This window comes from Lampropedia hyalina DSM 16112 (genome assembly GCF_900129055.1).
In the GTDB taxonomy this organism is placed as follows: domain Bacteria; phylum Pseudomonadota; class Gammaproteobacteria; order Burkholderiales; family Burkholderiaceae_C; genus Lampropedia; species Lampropedia hyalina.
The window spans coordinates 24,288-40,213 of record NZ_FQUZ01000020.1 but is presented as its reverse complement, the minus strand read 5'-3'; the positions used below and the strand labels follow the sequence as shown (position 1 = coordinate 40,213).

Annotated in this window: 11 protein-coding genes; 8 read left to right on the top strand and 3 right to left on the bottom strand. The window is 61.2% G+C overall.

From position 1 onward, the window contains the following. Positions 1-135: 135 nt before the first annotated feature. The 3 genes from metG to BUE21_RS09195 all read right to left on the bottom strand — a co-directional run bounded on the left by metG (position 136) and on the right by BUE21_RS09195 (position 3,011). Positions 136-2,229 (bottom strand): methionine--tRNA ligase, encoded by a 2,094-nt coding sequence (gene metG / locus BUE21_RS09205; protein ID WP_073356389.1) that lies wholly within the window; start codon positions 2,227-2,229, stop codon positions 136-138. A gap of 96 nt (positions 2,230-2,325) precedes the next feature. After that, on the bottom strand, positions 2,326-2,748 hold the full coding sequence (locus BUE21_RS09200; protein ID WP_073356413.1) for a type II toxin-antitoxin system VapC family toxin: 423 nt from the start codon (positions 2,746-2,748) through the stop codon (positions 2,326-2,328). A 5-nt stretch (positions 2,749-2,753) separates the two neighbouring features. Continuing rightward, entirely contained in the window at positions 2,754-3,011 is a 258-nt protein-coding gene (locus BUE21_RS09195; RefSeq protein WP_073356388.1) for a type II toxin-antitoxin system Phd/YefM family antitoxin, read from the bottom strand. 475 nt (positions 3,012-3,486) lie between these two features. Between BUE21_RS09195 and BUE21_RS09190 the strand changes: the two genes are divergently transcribed. From BUE21_RS09190 to BUE21_RS09155, 8 genes are all read left to right on the top strand, one after another. Further along, on the top strand, positions 3,487-6,372 hold the full coding sequence (locus tag BUE21_RS09190; protein ID WP_073356387.1) for a UvrD-helicase domain-containing protein: 2,886 nt from the start codon (positions 3,487-3,489) through the stop codon (positions 6,370-6,372). 148 nt (positions 6,373-6,520) lie between these two features. Continuing rightward, complete coding sequence (locus BUE21_RS09185; protein WP_073356386.1) at positions 6,521-7,315, top strand: SDR family NAD(P)-dependent oxidoreductase; 795 nt, start codon at positions 6,521-6,523, stop codon at positions 7,313-7,315. Positions 7,316-7,432: 117 nt separating this feature from the next. Then, positions 7,433-8,494 (top strand): RNA-guided endonuclease InsQ/TnpB family protein, encoded by a 1,062-nt coding sequence (locus BUE21_RS09180; protein ID WP_073356385.1) that lies wholly within the window; start codon positions 7,433-7,435, stop codon positions 8,492-8,494. A gap of 23 nt (positions 8,495-8,517) precedes the next feature. After that, positions 8,518-9,063 (top strand): Rossmann-fold NAD(P)-binding domain-containing protein, encoded by a 546-nt coding sequence (locus BUE21_RS09175; RefSeq protein WP_200796720.1) that lies wholly within the window; start codon positions 8,518-8,520, stop codon positions 9,061-9,063. Positions 9,064-9,435: 372 nt separating this feature from the next. Further along, positions 9,436-10,101 carry an RNA polymerase sigma factor gene (locus tag BUE21_RS09170; protein WP_084523104.1) on the top strand — a complete coding sequence of 222 codons (666 nt, stop codon included), beginning with the start codon at positions 9,436-9,438 and terminating at the stop codon, positions 10,099-10,101. Next, on the top strand, positions 10,098-11,105 hold the full coding sequence (locus BUE21_RS09165) for a FecR family protein (RefSeq protein ID WP_073356384.1): 1,008 nt from the start codon (positions 10,098-10,100) through the stop codon (positions 11,103-11,105). Before BUE21_RS09170 ends, BUE21_RS09165 begins: the two co-directional genes overlap by 4 nt. Before the next feature lie 333 nt (positions 11,106-11,438). Then, positions 11,439-13,190: a TonB-dependent receptor domain-containing protein gene (locus BUE21_RS09160; protein WP_073356383.1), complete on the top strand. Its 1,752-nt coding sequence runs from the start codon at positions 11,439-11,441 to the stop codon at positions 13,188-13,190. 62 nt (positions 13,191-13,252) lie between these two features. Continuing rightward, complete coding sequence (locus BUE21_RS09155) at positions 13,253-15,823, top strand: PKD domain-containing protein (protein WP_073356382.1); 2,571 nt, start codon at positions 13,253-13,255, stop codon at positions 15,821-15,823. Positions 15,824-15,926: the final 103 nt, after the last annotated feature.

Below are 15,926 nucleotides of genomic sequence, written 5' to 3'. Positions count from 1 at the left end.
GTGACGACGTTGAGAAAATGCCAATATTTCTAAATGGCACATGGGGTTACTGGATTCCGGCCTTTGCCGGAATGACGACAGTTTAGATCGTTCCCGCGCTCTTGCGCGGGAACGATCCAGAAACATCCATGCGCCTCAGCGCACCCGCATTCCGGCCTGCGCACCTTCCCAGGGCTCCAGGATGAAGATGCCGGGGTGCGCTTTTTCGTCGGCGTGGCCGGCGGCCAGCACCATGCCTTCCGAGAGGCCGAACTTCATTTTGCGTGGGGCGAGGTTGGCCACCATGACGGTGAACTTGCCCACCAGTTGCTCCGGCTGGTAGGCACTGGCGATGCCGCTGAAGACGTTGCGCGTGCGGCCTTCGCCCACGTCCAGCGTCAGGCGCAGCAGCTTGGTGGAGCCTTCCACGGCTTCGCAGGCGATGATTTGGGCAATGCGCAGATCGACCTTGGCGAAGTCATCAATGCCAATCGTGTCGGCCACGGCTTCGCCGCCGGGCAGGGGTTTTTCTTCGGCTGGGGCAGCAGGTGGCTCGAACAGCGCATCGAGTTGTTTTTCGTCCACGCGCTGGATCAGGTGCTGGTACGCACCGATGGTGTGGCCCGCACCCAGCAGGGCATCGGCACTGGCAAACTCGAAGGCGGGCACTTGCAGGAAGGCCTCGACCTGCGTGGCCAGTTGCGGCAGCACCGGCTTGAGGTAGATGGTGAGCAGGCGGAAGGCTTCGATGCAGGTGGTGCATACGTCTTGCAGGCGGGTTTCCTGCCCTTCCTGGCGCGCCAGTTCCCAGGGTTTGTTGGCATCGACGTAGGCGTTCACGCGGTCGGCCAGTTGCATGATGTCGCGGATGGCGCGGGCGTAGTCGCGGCTGTCGTACAGGCTGGCAATGCTGGCCTTTTGTGCGGCAATGGTTGCCAGCAATTCCTGACCGTCACCGGAGGGCGTGCCCAGTACACCGGCAAAACGCTTGGCCAGAAAGCCTGCGGCACGGCTGGCGATATTGACGTATTTGCCCACCAGATCGGCATTGACGCGCGCCATGAAGTCTTCGGCGGTGAAGTCCACGTCTTCCACCTTGGGGTTGAGCTTGGCGGCAATGTAGTAGCGCAGCCATTCGGGGTTCATGCCGATGCTGAGGTATTTCAGCGGGTCGATGCCTGTGCCCCGGCTCTTGCTCATCTTTTCGCCGCTGACGGTGATGAAGCCGTGTACGTTCACCTGGCTGGGAACCTTGCGGCCGGAGAAGTGCAGCATGGCGGGCCAGAACAGGCTGTGGAAGTACACGATGTCCTTGCCGATGAAATGCACTTGCTCCACCTGCGGGTCGGCAATGAATTCCTCGAAAGTTTGTGTCGTGCGTGATGCGGCATGCCAGTGCTGGGCGGCCTGGCCTTTGTCGAAGTGGTTTTTCAGGCTGGCGAGGTAGCCGACGGGGGCATCCAGCCAGACGTAGAAGTATTTGCCGGGTGCGTCGGGAATTTCAATGCCGAAGTAAGGGGCTTCGCGGCTGATGTCCCAGTCGTTCATGCCTGCCTCAAACCATTCGCTGGCCTTTTTGGCCATCTCGGCTTGCAGGTGCGGCTGGCCGGAGCGTGGGTTGCCCCCTTGCGTCCAGTCCTTGAGGAAGTCCACGACTTTTTCATCGGAAAGCTGGAAGAATAAGTGCTCGCTGCTGCGCAGTTCCGGGGTTGCGCCGGTCAGCGTGGAGTAGGGCTTGATGAGTTCGGTGGGGCTGTACACGCTGGAGCAGACTTCGCAGGAGTCGCCGTACTGGTCCTTGGCGTGGCAGGTGGGGCATTCGCCCTTGATGTAGCGGTCGGGCAGGAACATGCCCTTGACCGGATCGTAGAACTGCTCGATGGTGCGCGTGGCGATCAGACCGCTGGCCTTTAGGTCGTAGTAGATCTGGTGCGCCAGTGCGACGTTTTCTGGGCTGTCCGTGCTGTGCCAGTTATCGAAACGAATGTGGAAACCATCCAGATATTCCTGGCGGCCCGCCGCGATTTCAGTCACGAACTGCTGCGGGGTTTTGCCTGCCTTTTCAGCAGCGATCATGATGGGTGCGCCGTGCACATCGTCCGCGCTGACAAACTGCACGCTGTGGCCCAGCATTCGTTGTGCGCGCACCCAAGTGTCGGCCAGGATGTATTCCATGATGTGGCCGATGTGGAACTTGCCGTTGGCATAGGGCAGGGCGGTGGTGACAAAGAATTTGCGTGGCTGGGTCATAGTGGAAGTCGAACGGCAATCGCTGCCGTGGTGGTGGGGAAGGCTCAGGGTGGAGATTCTAGCCTTTGTGCCTGCATGGCGCAGGGTGTTGTCGCGCTATGGGCGGTGTGATGCGTCGGGGGCAAATGGATTCAGCACTTCCATTCCCAGTGCCTGAAAGTCCGCCACATTGCGCGTTGCCACGATCAGGCCATGCACCTGCGCAGTGGCAGCGATCATGGCATCTTCATACAGCGTGTCGGACTGCCGGTGCATCAGCCTGGCCCAGCGGCGAAAGGTCACGGCATCCATCGGCAATACGTTGTAGGCGGTCGCCAGCATGTCCAGCCAGGATTCGAGTTCTGTGGCCTTGGCAGCGTCCTGCTGGCGTGTCAGTTCGATACCCGCCTGGATTTCGCCAATCGTCACGGCGGAAAGAAACAGGTGTGCATCGTCCACCGATTCCAGCCATGCCACCACGCCACCGTGTGGTCTGGGTCGGCGCAGTTCGGAGACTATGTTGGTATCCAGCAGGTACATGCCAGTCATGCCAGTGTTTCGATCTGACGGCGTCTGGCTTGCCCGCGCGGTGGTATGGGCAGTTCATGCCGCGCCTGATCGGACAGCAGCAGTTGTTTGAGTGAAGGGCGCGCTGCGGCTTGCAGACGCTTCCACTCCTGTACCGGTATGAGTACGGCAGCTTCCGTGCCGCGCCGGGTCACCATTTGCGGGCCTTCGGTCAGGCAGGCATCCAGAAACTCACTGAACCGTGCCTTGGCATCTTGTACGGGCCATGTGTGCATGACTACCCCTTCAGACTGGTTTGATGACTGGTCAGTATGGTGGATGTGTCATGCGGTGTCAATGTTGCAGACATTGCAACGCAGGGCAATCGCGCTATGTCAAAAGCATCCGATACGCACCCATTTTTGCCAAACACAAACCCCACCTACCCCGTCATGCCGGGCTTGACCCGGCATCCAGTGGCAACGTCTGCCTTGAAAACTCCAATAGCCTGGAGCGTGCAATGCTTCTGGATGCCGGGTCAGGCCCGGCATGACGCCGTGAGTGAATTTCACCATCACGCAAATTGCGCAGGAGAAACACTATCTCACCATAGCGCGTTCGCCCTGCATTGCAACGGTAGGCCGCAGTTTCAAAGTGTGCCCAAGTGGGCCTGTGCCGCTGCCGTTAAACTGTGGCGCAGCCAATTCAACACAACAATACAGTCAGACGGGACTGTCAGGGCAGTCGCCGCAGAAAGGGGTTTTCATCGCCATGCAGGTACTGGTGTACAGCGAGTTTGATGTGGGCAGGTTTCGCAGCAAGTGGGAGAAGGTGAGGGCGGCCATCGAGCGCGACGACTTCCGCAGTGTCGATATGAAGAAGCTTGCTTCCACGCCTTATCACCGTGCCAAGCTGGACGAGGCCAGCCGCGTGCTGGTGCAGTTTGTGCGCCACGGCGGGCAGACGGTGTGTCTGGTGCTGGAGGTGATTGCGCACCATGCCTATGCGAAGTCGCGTTTTCTGCGTGGCGCGGTGGTGCGCGAGGAGCAGATCGAGGCGGCCCCTGACAGTACGCTGGAGCAGGTGCAGGAGGAGGCTGTGCCGGTGCGTTACCTGCATCCGGGGCGCGGGGATTTTCATCTGCTCGACAGCCCGATTTCCTTCGACGATGTGCAGGAGGCCGTCTATCGCCTGCCGCCGCCGCTGGTGCTGGTGGGGTCGGCGGGTTCGGGCAAGACGGCCCTGACGCTGGAGAAACTGCGCCATGCCACCGGCACGGTGCTGTATGTGACGCAGTCGCCGTGGCTGGCACAGCATGCCCGCAGCCTGTATTACGCGCACGGCTACAGCCAGCCGGAGCAGGAGGCACAGTTCCTGTCGTACCGCGAGTTTCTGGAGACTTTGCGCGTGCCACCGGGGCGCGAGGTGCGTTTTGCGGATTTCCGGGGCTGGTTCGAGCGGCACCGCCAGCAGTACCGCTTCACCGATGCGCATCCGTGCTTCGAGGAGTTCCGGGGCGTGATCGGCAGCCAGCCCGAAGGGGTGTTGTCGCTGGAGCAGTACCTCGCATTGGGCACGCGCCAGTCCATCTACGAGCGGGAACAGCGCGCGGCGATGTACGAGCTGTTCGGCAAATACCGCCAGTGGCTGACGGACTTCCATCTGTTCGACAGCAACCTGCTGGCGCACGAGTGGCAGTCGCTGGCGCAGCCGCAGTACGATTTCATCGTCATCGACGAGGTGCAGGATTTGACGAATGCGCAACTGGCCCTGGTGTTGCGCACCCTGAAGAATGCCGGGCAGTTTCTGCTGTGCGGCGATTCCAACCAGATCGTGCATCCGAATTTCTTTTCGTGGAGTGCCGTCAAGAGCCTGTTCTGGCGCGACCCGGCACTGGCCGAACGCCAGCAGATTTCCGTGCTGGGCGTGAATTACCGCAACACGCGGCAGGTCACGCGGCTGGCCAACACGCTGCTGAAGATCAAGCATGCGCGCTTTGGCTCCATCGACCGCGAGAGCAACCATCTGGTGACGGCGGCCAGCCAGATCGAGGGCGAGGTGCGGCTGCTGCCCGACAAGGATGCCGTCAAGCGCGATCTGGATGCCCGCACCCGCGCGTCCACCCGCTTTGCCGTACTGGTGCTGCGCGACGAGGACAAGTCCGAGGCGCGGCTGGTCTTTCGCACGCCGCTGGTGTTTTCCGTCCACGAGGCCAAGGGGCTGGAGTATCCGCACATCATCCTGTACCGCTTCATCAGCAGTCAGCGCAAGGCCTATGCGGAAATCTGCGACGGCGTGGAGCCTGCCGATTTGCAGCATGACACGCTGGATTACCGCCGTGCCAAGGACAAGCACGACCGTTCGCTGGAGCTGTGGAAGTTCTACGTCAATGCCCTGTATGTGGCCATCACCCGCGCGGTGGAAGGGCTGTACCTGGTGGAGAAGGATATGGGGCATCCGCTGCTGCAACTGCTGGATGTCCACGAGAACCAGGGGCAACTGGCCATCGAGGCGGCCGAGTCCAGTCGTGCGGAGTGGGAGCGCGAGGCGCACCGGCTGGAGTTGCAGGGCAAGCAGGAGCAGGCCGATGCGATTCGTGAAAACGTGCTGGGCATCAAGCCCGTGCCCTGGCCGGTCTGGAACAATGCCTTCTTGCGGGAGACGCTGGCACGGGTTGGCAGCCCCAAGAGCACATCCAGCAAGGCACGCCAGCAACTGCTGGAACTGGCCGCCTGGCATTATCTGGACGACCATTTGTTGCTGCTGAACCCCCAGGAGGGCATGCAGATTTTCGCCATGCAGGGCAAGAATCAGCGTGCCCTCGACAAGACACGGCAGGCACTGGCCAGCCGCCACACAGCGGCCTATACCCGAAGAAATGTGCGCGAGGTGCTGCAACAGTGCGACCAGTACGGTGTGGATCACCGCACCGTCACCGATGCCACGCCGCTGATGCTGGCAGCGGTGGCAGGCAACCTGCCGCTGGTCGATGAGTTGCTGGAGCGAGGGGCCGACGGGCAGATGCGTGACCTGTTTGGCCACACCGCGCAGTCCTTCGCACTGGCGCGGGCCTGCCGCGATGCTTCTTATGCCGCAGATGCCTTTGCCGCCATCTGGGAGCGGGTCAAGGAGCCGGTGCTGGACGTGCAGGTGGATGGCCGTCTGCTGCGCCTGCACGAAGATCAGGGCGAATACCTGCTGCTGCACTTGATGCTGTGTGGCCTGAAAACCCTCGCGTCGCTGCGCTACCACCAGCCGGAACAGCGCGACGTGCGCCGCCTGGCCGGGTTCGATGCCGCCTACCTGATGCGCAATCTGGAGCACATGCCGCATTCCCTCTGGCCGGATGCGCGGCGCAAGCGCAGTTATTTGAATGCCGTGCTGGCGCGTGCCGAAATCGACAGCAGCTACCAGCCGGCCCGCAAACTCTGGCAACGCATGCGCAGTGGTCATTACCTGCCCAATCCGGCCCTGCAACTGCGCGTGGCCGGGCCGGATGGCGAGCCGCAATGGCAACCCATTTACCAGGTGCTGAACCTGGCGCAGATCGAACGCGGCAACGGTACGGTCTGGGGACAGGCGGGTTTTTCCTATCGCCGCCTGCTGGGCTTGCATGAGCCAGATGACGGGGTGGGCGTTGTGAATGAGGATGCTTGAAGGAGGGGTTGCCACAGAAAGTTTGCAGTCTTTCTTTAGCAGAAATGCAGAAACCCGGCAGCAGCAACGGTTCCAAGAGCCAACGTATGCTGATGGTTCGCAGGCCCACGGATGGGCCGATTGAACACTTGCATACAGGAGCATTTTCATGATTATCGACCTCAGCGGCAAACGTGCCATCGTCACGGGTTCCACGGCTGGCATTGGTCTGGCGATTGCGCAGGGGCTGGTGCAGGCGGGAGCGGAGGTGGTGGTGACGGGCCGCACTGCGTTGGCGGTGGATCGGGCGATTGCTGCCATTCATGCCGCATGGCCTGCTGCCCAGGTCCGTGGCGTGGCTGCCGATCTGGCCACGCCCGATGGAGCGCAGACCTTGATTGCCGCTTATCCCGAGGCCGATATTCTGGTGAACAACCTGGGTATCTATGAGGCCAAGCCGTTGCTGGAGCTGGACGATGCCGACTGGGAGCGGTTCTTCCAGGTGAATGTTCTCAGTGCGGCCCGCCTGTCGCGCCACTATGCCAGCGGGATGAAGGAACGTGGCTGGGGACGGCTGCAATTCGTTTCCAGCGAATCGGCCATCAATATTCCCACCGAAATGGTGCACTATGGGGTGAGCAAGGCAGCCTTGCAGGCCCTCTCGCGCGGCTACGCCAAGGAGTTGGCAGGTACGGGCGTGACCGCCAATGCCATCCTGCCCGGCCCCACCGCGACCGAGAATGTGCATGCCTTTCTTGCACCGCTGGCGGCCGAACGGGGCATCAGCGTGGAGGAAATGTCGGCGCGTTTTGTGGCGGAGAAGCGACCCAGCTCCCTGCTGGGGCGTTTTGCGTCTCCCCAGGAGGTGGCCCATCTGGCGGTGTATGTTGCATCCGAGCAGGCCAGTGCCACGACCGGTGCGGCCTTGCGTGTGGAAGGCGGTATCGTCGAAACGCCGTTCTGAAGCCTTTCTGTCCATCAGAACCTGTTTACCGGGATGCAGAGCACGCAACCTAACGGGTTCCATGTTGGTTCATGGATAACACATTGAGAATACACCCTCTCTGTTAAAGTCAGCACCATGCCGACCGTGGTCAAAACCCTGAAAGTTCGCGTGAAGGACAAGCACGCGCCGCTGCTTTTGCAGATGGCACGGCAGGTCAATTTCGTCTGGAATTTCATCAATGCGCTCTCCAGCCGATCGATTCGGGAGCGTGGCCAATGGCTGTCTGCATACGATATTCACCCGTACACCAAAGGAGCAGCCAAGGAGCTGGGTTTGCACAGCCAGACGCTGCAATGTGTGGCGCAAGAATATGTCACGCGCCGTCGTCAATTCAAACGTACCCGCTTGAACTGGCGCAAATCCATCGGCAGCCAGCGCAGCCTGGGCTGGATACCCATCAACACCGGCGCAGCTTCTTGGAAGAACGGGCAGGTCTATCACAATGGCCATTATTTCGGCGTGTGGGATTCCTACGGTCTGGGCCAGTACAAATTCAAAACCGCCAGCTTCAACGAAGATGCTCGTGGCCGCTGGTATTTCAACGTGGCCGTGGAGATTGAAACCAAACCCACAGAAGCTACGGCATCCGTAGGAATCGACCTTGGGCTGAAAGACTGCGCCACCACCAGCACGGGCCAGAAGCTGCACGGGCGATGGTATCGGGAACTGGAACCGCAACTTGCTGTGGCGCAGCGTGCACGCAAAAAGCAGCGTGTCAGGGCGATTCACGCAAAAATAGCCAACCGCCGAAAAGACGAAATTCACAAATTCACAACGAACCTTGTGAAGAACAACGCCGCCATCTTCGTGGGCGACGTGGCCAGCGTGAAGCTGGTCAAAACCAGGATGGCCAAGTCCACGCTGGACGCGGGCTGGTCGTCATTGAAAACCGCTTTGGAATACAAGTGCCATCAGGCCGGAGTGGTTTTTGAGGAAGTGAACGAAGCGTATTCAACCCAGACCTGTTCTGCGTGCGGCAGTCTGCCGCCGCAGAGGCCCAAAGGTATCGCAGGTCTTGGAATAAGGGAATGGACGTGCAGCGAATGCGGAGCGGTACACGAGCGCGACGTGAACGCTGCACGGAACATTCTCGCGGCAGGGCATTGCCGTCTCGCAGGAGGAATCTCCTGCCTTTAGGCAGGGGAGGATGTCAAACCAGCTTGCTGCATGCCGACACGTCCACACTCGATCTGGCCGAGGAACACCGCGTGACCGAGGCCGAATTGAAGGCCAGCGGCCTTGCCTACACGATTCTGCGCAATGGCTGGTACACCGAAAACTACACCGGCTCGATTGGTGGCGCACTGGCGGGTGGCGCATTCCTGGGCAGTGCAGGCGAGGGCCGCATTGCATCGGCACCGCGTGCCGATTTTGCCGAGGCTGCCGTGGTGGTACTGACCGGCGAGGGCCACGAAGGCAAGACCTATGAGCTGGCCGGTGACCAGTCCTACACCCTGGGCGATCTGGCTGCCGAAATCTCCCGCCAGTCCGGCAAGGACATTCCCTACAAGAATCTGCCCGTGGCCGACTACGCTGCCGTGCTGGCTGGTGTGGGTGTGCCCGAAGGGTTTGCCAAGGCGATTGCAGGCTGGGATGCCGAAGTGGCCAAGGGCGTGCTGTTTGACGATGGCAAGCAGCTTTCTGCACTGATTGGCCACCCCACGACCCCGTTGGCCGACTCGGTGGCGGTCGCGCTCCAGGGTTGAACCAAGGGAAGGTCTGCAAAACTCTGCTGGAAAGCGATGCGCCGCCAGAACGGATCTGCGCGACAGCATGGATTTTGCAGACTTTCCCAAGCTCTGAGTGTATTTCTGTGGAAGCAGGCCGGGCCGCCTTGCTTGCGCTTCAGAGACTTCAGGATGATGGATAAATAAAAACCATTCCTGCATGTTGGCGACGTTTGTGTGCTATAAATCGCCGCATTCGCAAGGTGTCTGGTACACCTTGCCTTCCCCGGTAGGGCAACAAGCCCAGGCCCAATTCCCCCACGACAAACACCGATACGGCTGAATCCCGCTGTGGTGTCGCGACACCAGGGACGCAGCAACAATCCACGCCACGCTCCGCAGGAATGAACGATGTCGCATGATTTGTCCGTCCCCGAATGGGGGATTCGCATCGCGCAACAGGGCGCGAAGTCGCGCAGCGAGCCAAGCACGCCGCAGCCGAATGCCACTTCTGCCAGCCACGAGGCCACTGCCGCGCAGGCTCCCGAATCCGAAGCGAGCTGGCTGGGCCTCAACCTCGAATGGCTGTACCGCGATTTTCTGCAAAGCCTTGTCCACAAGACCCAGTGTCCGCATCAGGCACGCGATACCCTGCACGATGCGCTGATTCGCTACGCCACCGTGGCCCTGCGCCAGCCCATTCAGCAACCCCGCGCCTACATTCGCCGCGTGGCCGAGTCGGTCATGGTGGATCGGCATCGTTCTGCCCGCCGACTGGTGCTGCTGGACGATCTGCCTCCCGAGGAGGCCGATGCCATCGTTGCCAGCCAGGCCGTGGCCCCATCGGCCGAGACCATGGCCGATTTGCGCCAGCGGTTGCAGCACCTGCAAAAAATCATCGAACGTCTGCCACCGCGTTGCCGCGAGGTGTTCTGGCTGCTGCGCGTGGAAGGCTATACCCAGCCGGAAATTGCCGAGCGCATGGGCATCAGCCTCAAAACCGTCGAAGGGCATGTGGCACGCGCCCTGGTGCTGCTGTCCGAATGGCGCGAGACTTACTCCTGCCAGCTCCCATGAAAGCCAGCAAAGTCCGTCAGGAAGCCGCCCGCTGGTTTGCCCATATGCAAAACGTGGCGGAAGACGATTTTCGTGAACATGCCCGCTTCGAGCGTTGGCTGGGGGCCGACCCGAGCCATGCCCCAGCCTATCGGCAGATGGCAGGCATCTGGGGGGATTTTGAATCCGGTGACCGTCTGGCCCGTCTCTCCCATGCCGTGGAGCAGGGGCAGAGTGCGCAGCGGCAGAGCCGTCGCGGGGTTCTGCGAACCGGCACCCTTGCTACGGTGGCACTGCTGGCTGGTGGCACGCTGGGCTGGCAGATGCTGGCTCCGATGCGACAGCGGGCGTGGCCGTCCGTGGAACTGGCCAATGCCTCGGGCCAGCCAGCCCAGGTGCATATCCTGCCCGATGGCAGTCGCCTGACGCTGGGAGCTGCCACCCGCGTGCAGGTGCGCTATGAGGCAGACCGGCGACTGGTGCTGCTGCATGCCGGGGTGGCGGCCTTTGAGGTACAGGCCGATCCCGAGCGTCCCTTCGTCGTGGACAGCCGACAGGCACGTGTCACCGTGCTGGGAACGCGCTTTGCCGTCGATCGCTTCAGCGATGCGCATGTGCGCGTCAGCGTCGATCATGGGCGTGTGCGGGTGGCGCAGATGCGCGCCTCGCTGGGCGGCTACTGGTGGCGTGAAGTGCAGCACTGGCTGCTGCATGATGGACAGGTGCTGGATGTCACCGAATCCGGGGGCTTGTGGCCAGCCACCCCGGCAGCGGATGCCTTCGCCTGGCAACAGGGTGCGCTGGTGTTTTCCGGCGCGACCCTTGGCGAGATGGCCGTGCAGCTCTCACGCTATACGGCCAAGCCCGTGCAGGCTCCCCAGGGCGACAGCCGCAATGGCCACACGCCACGCATCGTCGCGGTGGTGCAGACCCGTGACATTGATCGCTTCCTCTCCCACCTGCCACAACTGGCCACGCTGGAAGTGCGGCACACCCCTGCCGCCACCTTGCTGCTGCCGCGCTGATCGCCGCGCTCCCTTACTGTTCGATCAAAAGATACGAATTATTACCATTCCGTGCAAGGGTATGGTGGGCTTTTCTGCGTCTTGACGATATGGGATGGCCTAAACAGGCCAGTTTTTCAGTCACCCGATGCGTTCTTCCACCATGCAAATCTTTCGACCCACTGCGGTGTGCATTGCCGCCTGTGCACTTGGCGCGGGCCTTGCCCATGCACAAACCATCCAGTTCAACATACCGGCACAGCCGCTGGAGCAGGCCATTGGCCAGTTCGGGCAGCAGGCGGGTATTTCCATCATGGCCAGCCGTGAGCTGACGGGGGGCAAGCAGTCGAAGGCATGGATCGTCCGAATCTGCTCAAGCCCAAGAGCTGGGCAGGCAGTGTCGCGCTGGCCAAGCGGCTGGAGCGGGTCGATCTGGTGGCCGCGTATGCACAGCGCAGCCAGGGCAATTACTACGCCGGTACCAAGGGGCCGGCCCCTTACCTGGATTTGTCCGAAACCTACAACCGGGGTTTCTACACCGAAGTGCATCCTGAAATTGTCGGGGCCACGCGCTTTCGGGCTGGCGAGCGCATCGTCAATAGCAATTACGAGAGCCAGTCCACCCTGCTCAAGAGCAAAATCTATCTGGCGGATGCACACGAGCTGGAGCTGAGTTATCTGCGCTACGACAGCACCTATGGCGAACTGATGCCTTCGCAACTCATCTGGCTGGGGCAGGTGCGCCAGACCACCAACAGCCAGGTCACTGCCGATACCTACACCAGCCGCTATCGCTGGAATCCGCAGGAGAACGACAAGATCGATCTGCGTGCCAACCTCTGGCATACCGATACGGTCAGCCTGAACCGCAATTACTCCGACAACATGTGGAGCGATATGTTCGACACGGGCAGCGAACGCTATCGACGCTGGGGTACGGACGTGAGCAACAGCACGCGCTTCGATATGAATCGCTGGGGCGGTGTCCGGCTGGACTATGGGCTGGCCTGGCAGACCGAAAAAGTGCACGGTGATGGCGAGGCCAGCACTTTTTCGTCCGGCGGGCGGGCAGGCCATCGTGACGAATGGAGCCTGTTCACTTCCGCGCAATGGAAGCCCCTGCCGCGCTGGACGCTGGATGCGGGAGTGCGCTATACGCGTTTCAGCTCCGAAGACGACAAGCCACGGCGTGTCACCGCAGACAGCGAATACTGCGTCAATCCAGATGCAGATGGCGTTTGCGACCCGCTCATGATGTCGTCACGCCGCAGCGGTTCTGCCCCGTTGCTGAGTGTGCAGTGGGAGCCACGCCCCGGCTTGCAGGTCTATGGCCGCTATGCCGAGGCACTGCGCATGCCCAGCCTGTTCGAGACGACTTCCGGCTTCTCGGTGTCGCCCTCGCAGGACATCCACCTGGCCCCCGAACACACCCGCAACAAGGAAGTGGGCATGGGCTTCAGCAAGGATAGCCTCTGGCGCGATGGCGACAAGTTCCGTGCCAAGGTCGCCTATTTCCGCAATCACACCAAGGACTACCTGACCCGCACCTTCCCCAACACCTGGGAAGAAGGCTCGGGCAACCAGTTCTTCACCCTGCGCAATATCAACAGCGTCAGCTTCCACGGCGTGGAACTGCAAGGCTCCTACGACGTGGGGCGGTTCTTCACCGAGTTGAGCGGTACCCGCTACACATTTGTGGAAACCTGCCACTTCGGCAGCTATCGCCGCATGGAATGCACTGAGTTTGGCATTGCCGCCAGCTACGTCAATAACATGATTCCGCCCGAGTGGCATGCCAGTGCCACCATCGGCACGCGCCTGTTCGGTGAAAAACTCACACTGGGCGCGCGCGGCACGTTCATGGGTCAGCGCAAACCCACGCCGGATTTCAACACCGAAGGCGTGAATGACGGCTTCGCTTCCCCCGTGCCCTGGCACAAGTACACCACCTGGGACTTGTTTGCCACCTACAAGATCAACGACCAGTTCAGCGTGGATCTCAACATCGACAACCTCACCGACCGCTACTACCTCGATGCTCTCAGCCTCGGTCTGGTTCCGGCTCCTGGGCGCAGTGCCCGCCTGAGCGTGACCTGGCTGTTCTGAAGCCGCATCCCGCACTCCCGTTTTCAGTTCGACAAAGCAACCCAAGGCAAAGAAAGATCACCATGCAAAAACCATTGCGTACCCATATTGCAGTGCTTGGCTCGGCCACTGCGCTGTTTCTGGCTGCCTGCGGCGGCGGAGGTGGCGGCGAATCCGTTCCCGTCGCGCCCACCAATCCTCCCACAGCATCGGCTTCGGCAGACCAGACCCAGGTGGCCGCTGGTACCACCATCACACTGGATGGTTCGGCCAGCACCACGCCCAATGCCGGCACGCTGACCTACCTGTGGACCATCGAAAAGAAATCGGAAAACAGCACAGCCACCATTTCCGATGCCACGGTGGCCAGGCCCACCTTCACGCCCGATCGCCCCGGCGAGTACGTCATCACCCTCGTGGTCAATGACGGCACGGCCAGCAGCAGCACGGCTGCCGTCACCTTCGCCGTGAGCAACCCCGACCCGGTGGCCGTGGTGGCCACCGAGATCAACCAACTGGTGGGTACCACCGTGCAACTCGATGGCACGGCCAGCCAGCCTCCCGCTGGTGGCAGTGCCGCAGGCTTGACCTACACCTGGGAGCTGACCAGCAAACCCGCCGACAGCACTGCCGTGCTGGACAACCCCGGCAATGCCCAGCCGCGTTTCAGTGCCGACAAGGTCGGCACCTACAAGGCCACGCTGGTGGTGCATTACGGAGCCAGAAGCAGCGCGCCGGTGGAAGTGACGATTGGCATCGGTGGCCTGAACTCCATTCCGGTGGCGGACATCATCGCCAATATCGAGGCCGCCGTCCGAGGCGAGAAAATCGAGCTGGATGGACGCAACAGCAGCGATGCCGATGGCGACGCGCTCACCTACCGCTGGAGTGTCGGCAGCAAGCCCATTGGCTCCAACCCGGTGCTGGAGAACGCCGACAAGGCACAGGCTTCCTTCGTGCCCGACTTTGCTGGCAGCTACACACTGGGCCTGACGGTGTTCGATGGCAAGGCCTACGGTGGAAAGTCCCTTTCCGTCAAGGTCGTCAAGCCTGAAGGCGCGCCCAATACCAAGCCGGTGGCCCGCATCACCGCACCCTGGAGTAAGACCTGGGAGGCCGAGCGTGACACCTCCATCAGCATGACGGCAGCTTACTCTTATGACATCGATGGCGACAACCTCTACACCGGCCGCGAGTTCACGCTGCTGAAGGCTCCCGAAGGCTACGACGCGGCCACCAATTTCAAGGCACAGACTTTTGTCGGCACGCACTATGGCGACTACGAAGTGCAGTTGCGCGTGTTCGATGGCACCGAGTGGAGCGATCCGGTCACGGCCACCTACACGGTCATCAACGGCGCGAACCGTCCGCCTCAGGCGGCGGCCAAGGTCATGGGCAGCAGTGGTGTGGTGGGAGTGGGCAGAACCGTCACGATCACCGCCGAGGGCAGCAGTGACCCCGACGACAACCGCCTCACTTACCAGTGGACGATGCTGGACAAGCCCGATGGTAGCCAGGCCACCTTGACGGGCGGTGACAAGGTGCATGCCACCTTCGTGCCAGACCAGCCGGGCCGGTACGTCTTTGACCTGCTGGTGACCGATGAACATGGGTATCCCAGCAGCGACTACATCTCTGTCACTCCGGTACGCCTGACCGTTCAGGCCAAAACCAGCAACAACGCACCGATTGGCCGCATCTCGATGAGCGGCGCGCCCTACACGTCTGAGCAACCCATGCTGGTTGGCAAGAGCGGCAATACCGTTCAGTACAACGCGGCGGCTGACTCCACGCGAGTCGATCGATGGAACAGCATGCAGTTCCAGCCCAATGGCTATGACCCGGATGGTGACCCGATGAGCTATCTCTGGACGCTCTCCACCGAGCCGTCCGGCAGCAAGCTGGAGCATCCGAACGACTACTTCTGCGCCGCCACGGGCAGCAACAGCTATCCCGGAGCATCCGTCATCAGCCTGGAAGACTGGATTGCGGCAGGACTGAACATCCGCAACTGGACGTGCAGCCAGTTCAGTTTCGCACCCACGGCAACCGGTCGTTATGTGCTCGATCTGGCCGTCAGCGATGGCATCGACATTGCCGGGCCGTACAGCATGGAGGTTTATGCCTCCACCCGCGAGGACTATCCGAATCTGTTGTTGGAAAACCTCCAGCAAAAGCATGACTGGTCGAACAACGACCAGCAGTTGGTGTTCAATTCCGTCAAGGATGACGATGTCAGAATCCGGCAGGAAATCTTCCCGTTCGTTGGAACGAACAGCACGGAATATGCCGCCAATGCCGTTATCGCTGGCGCGAACCTCATCCAGACCGGCTTCAAGAATGGCTTCCGGGGTGACTTTGTGGTGCGCAGTTTCCGTCTGTCTGCCATTGGTGGCGATTACACGGTCGTGAACCTGAAGGCCAGCGATGCCGATGGCGTGTTCAGCCCGAAATTCGTGGGTCTGCAAAACAACCAGCTCATCAAGAAAGGCGAAAGCGTGGACTTCCAGTTGGTCTGGCCCATCGACCGCCTGCCGGTACTGGATGCGGATGGCAGGGTCGATGATGAACGGCGCAACCTGAGCTGGAGCTTCGACATCCAGGAAAAACCGCAGTTCACGTTCAACTTCAACCCCAGCATCGGGGTGTTCTGAACGCGGGGGCGGGATTCGGCGGGGTGAACGGCATTGCACCCGCCATCCGCTGATTTACGTCGCCACAGGGCCATGCCCTGTGGCGGTTTTGTGTTTGGTCAGA

Excerpts from the sequence above, each read along its gene's own strand:
- BUE21_RS09160 (WP_073356383.1), top strand. The coding sequence starts at position 11,439 with ATGGATCGTCCGAATCTGCTCAAGCCCAAGAGCTGGGCAGGCAGTGTC.
- BUE21_RS09200 (WP_073356413.1), bottom strand. The coding sequence starts at position 2,748 with ATGTACCTGCTGGATACCAACATAGTCTCCGAACTGCGCCGACCCAGA.
- BUE21_RS09185 (WP_073356386.1), top strand. The coding sequence starts at position 6,521 with ATGATTATCGACCTCAGCGGCAAACGTGCCATCGTCACGGGTTCCACG.
- BUE21_RS09165 (WP_073356384.1), top strand. The coding sequence starts at position 10,098 with ATGAAAGCCAGCAAAGTCCGTCAGGAAGCCGCCCGCTGGTTTGCCCAT.
- BUE21_RS09190 (WP_073356387.1), top strand. The coding sequence starts at position 3,487 with ATGCAGGTACTGGTGTACAGCGAGTTTGATGTGGGCAGGTTTCGCAGC.
- metG (WP_073356389.1), bottom strand. The coding sequence starts at position 2,229 with ATGACCCAGCCACGCAAATTCTTTGTCACCACCGCCCTGCCCTATGCC.
- BUE21_RS09195 (WP_073356388.1), bottom strand. The coding sequence starts at position 3,011 with ATGCACACATGGCCCGTACAAGATGCCAAGGCACGGTTCAGTGAGTTT.
- BUE21_RS09155 (WP_073356382.1), top strand. The coding sequence starts at position 13,253 with ATGCAAAAACCATTGCGTACCCATATTGCAGTGCTTGGCTCGGCCACT.
- BUE21_RS09170 (WP_084523104.1), top strand. The coding sequence starts at position 9,436 with ATGTCGCATGATTTGTCCGTCCCCGAATGGGGGATTCGCATCGCGCAA.
- BUE21_RS09180 (WP_073356385.1), top strand. The coding sequence starts at position 7,433 with ATGCCGACCGTGGTCAAAACCCTGAAAGTTCGCGTGAAGGACAAGCAC.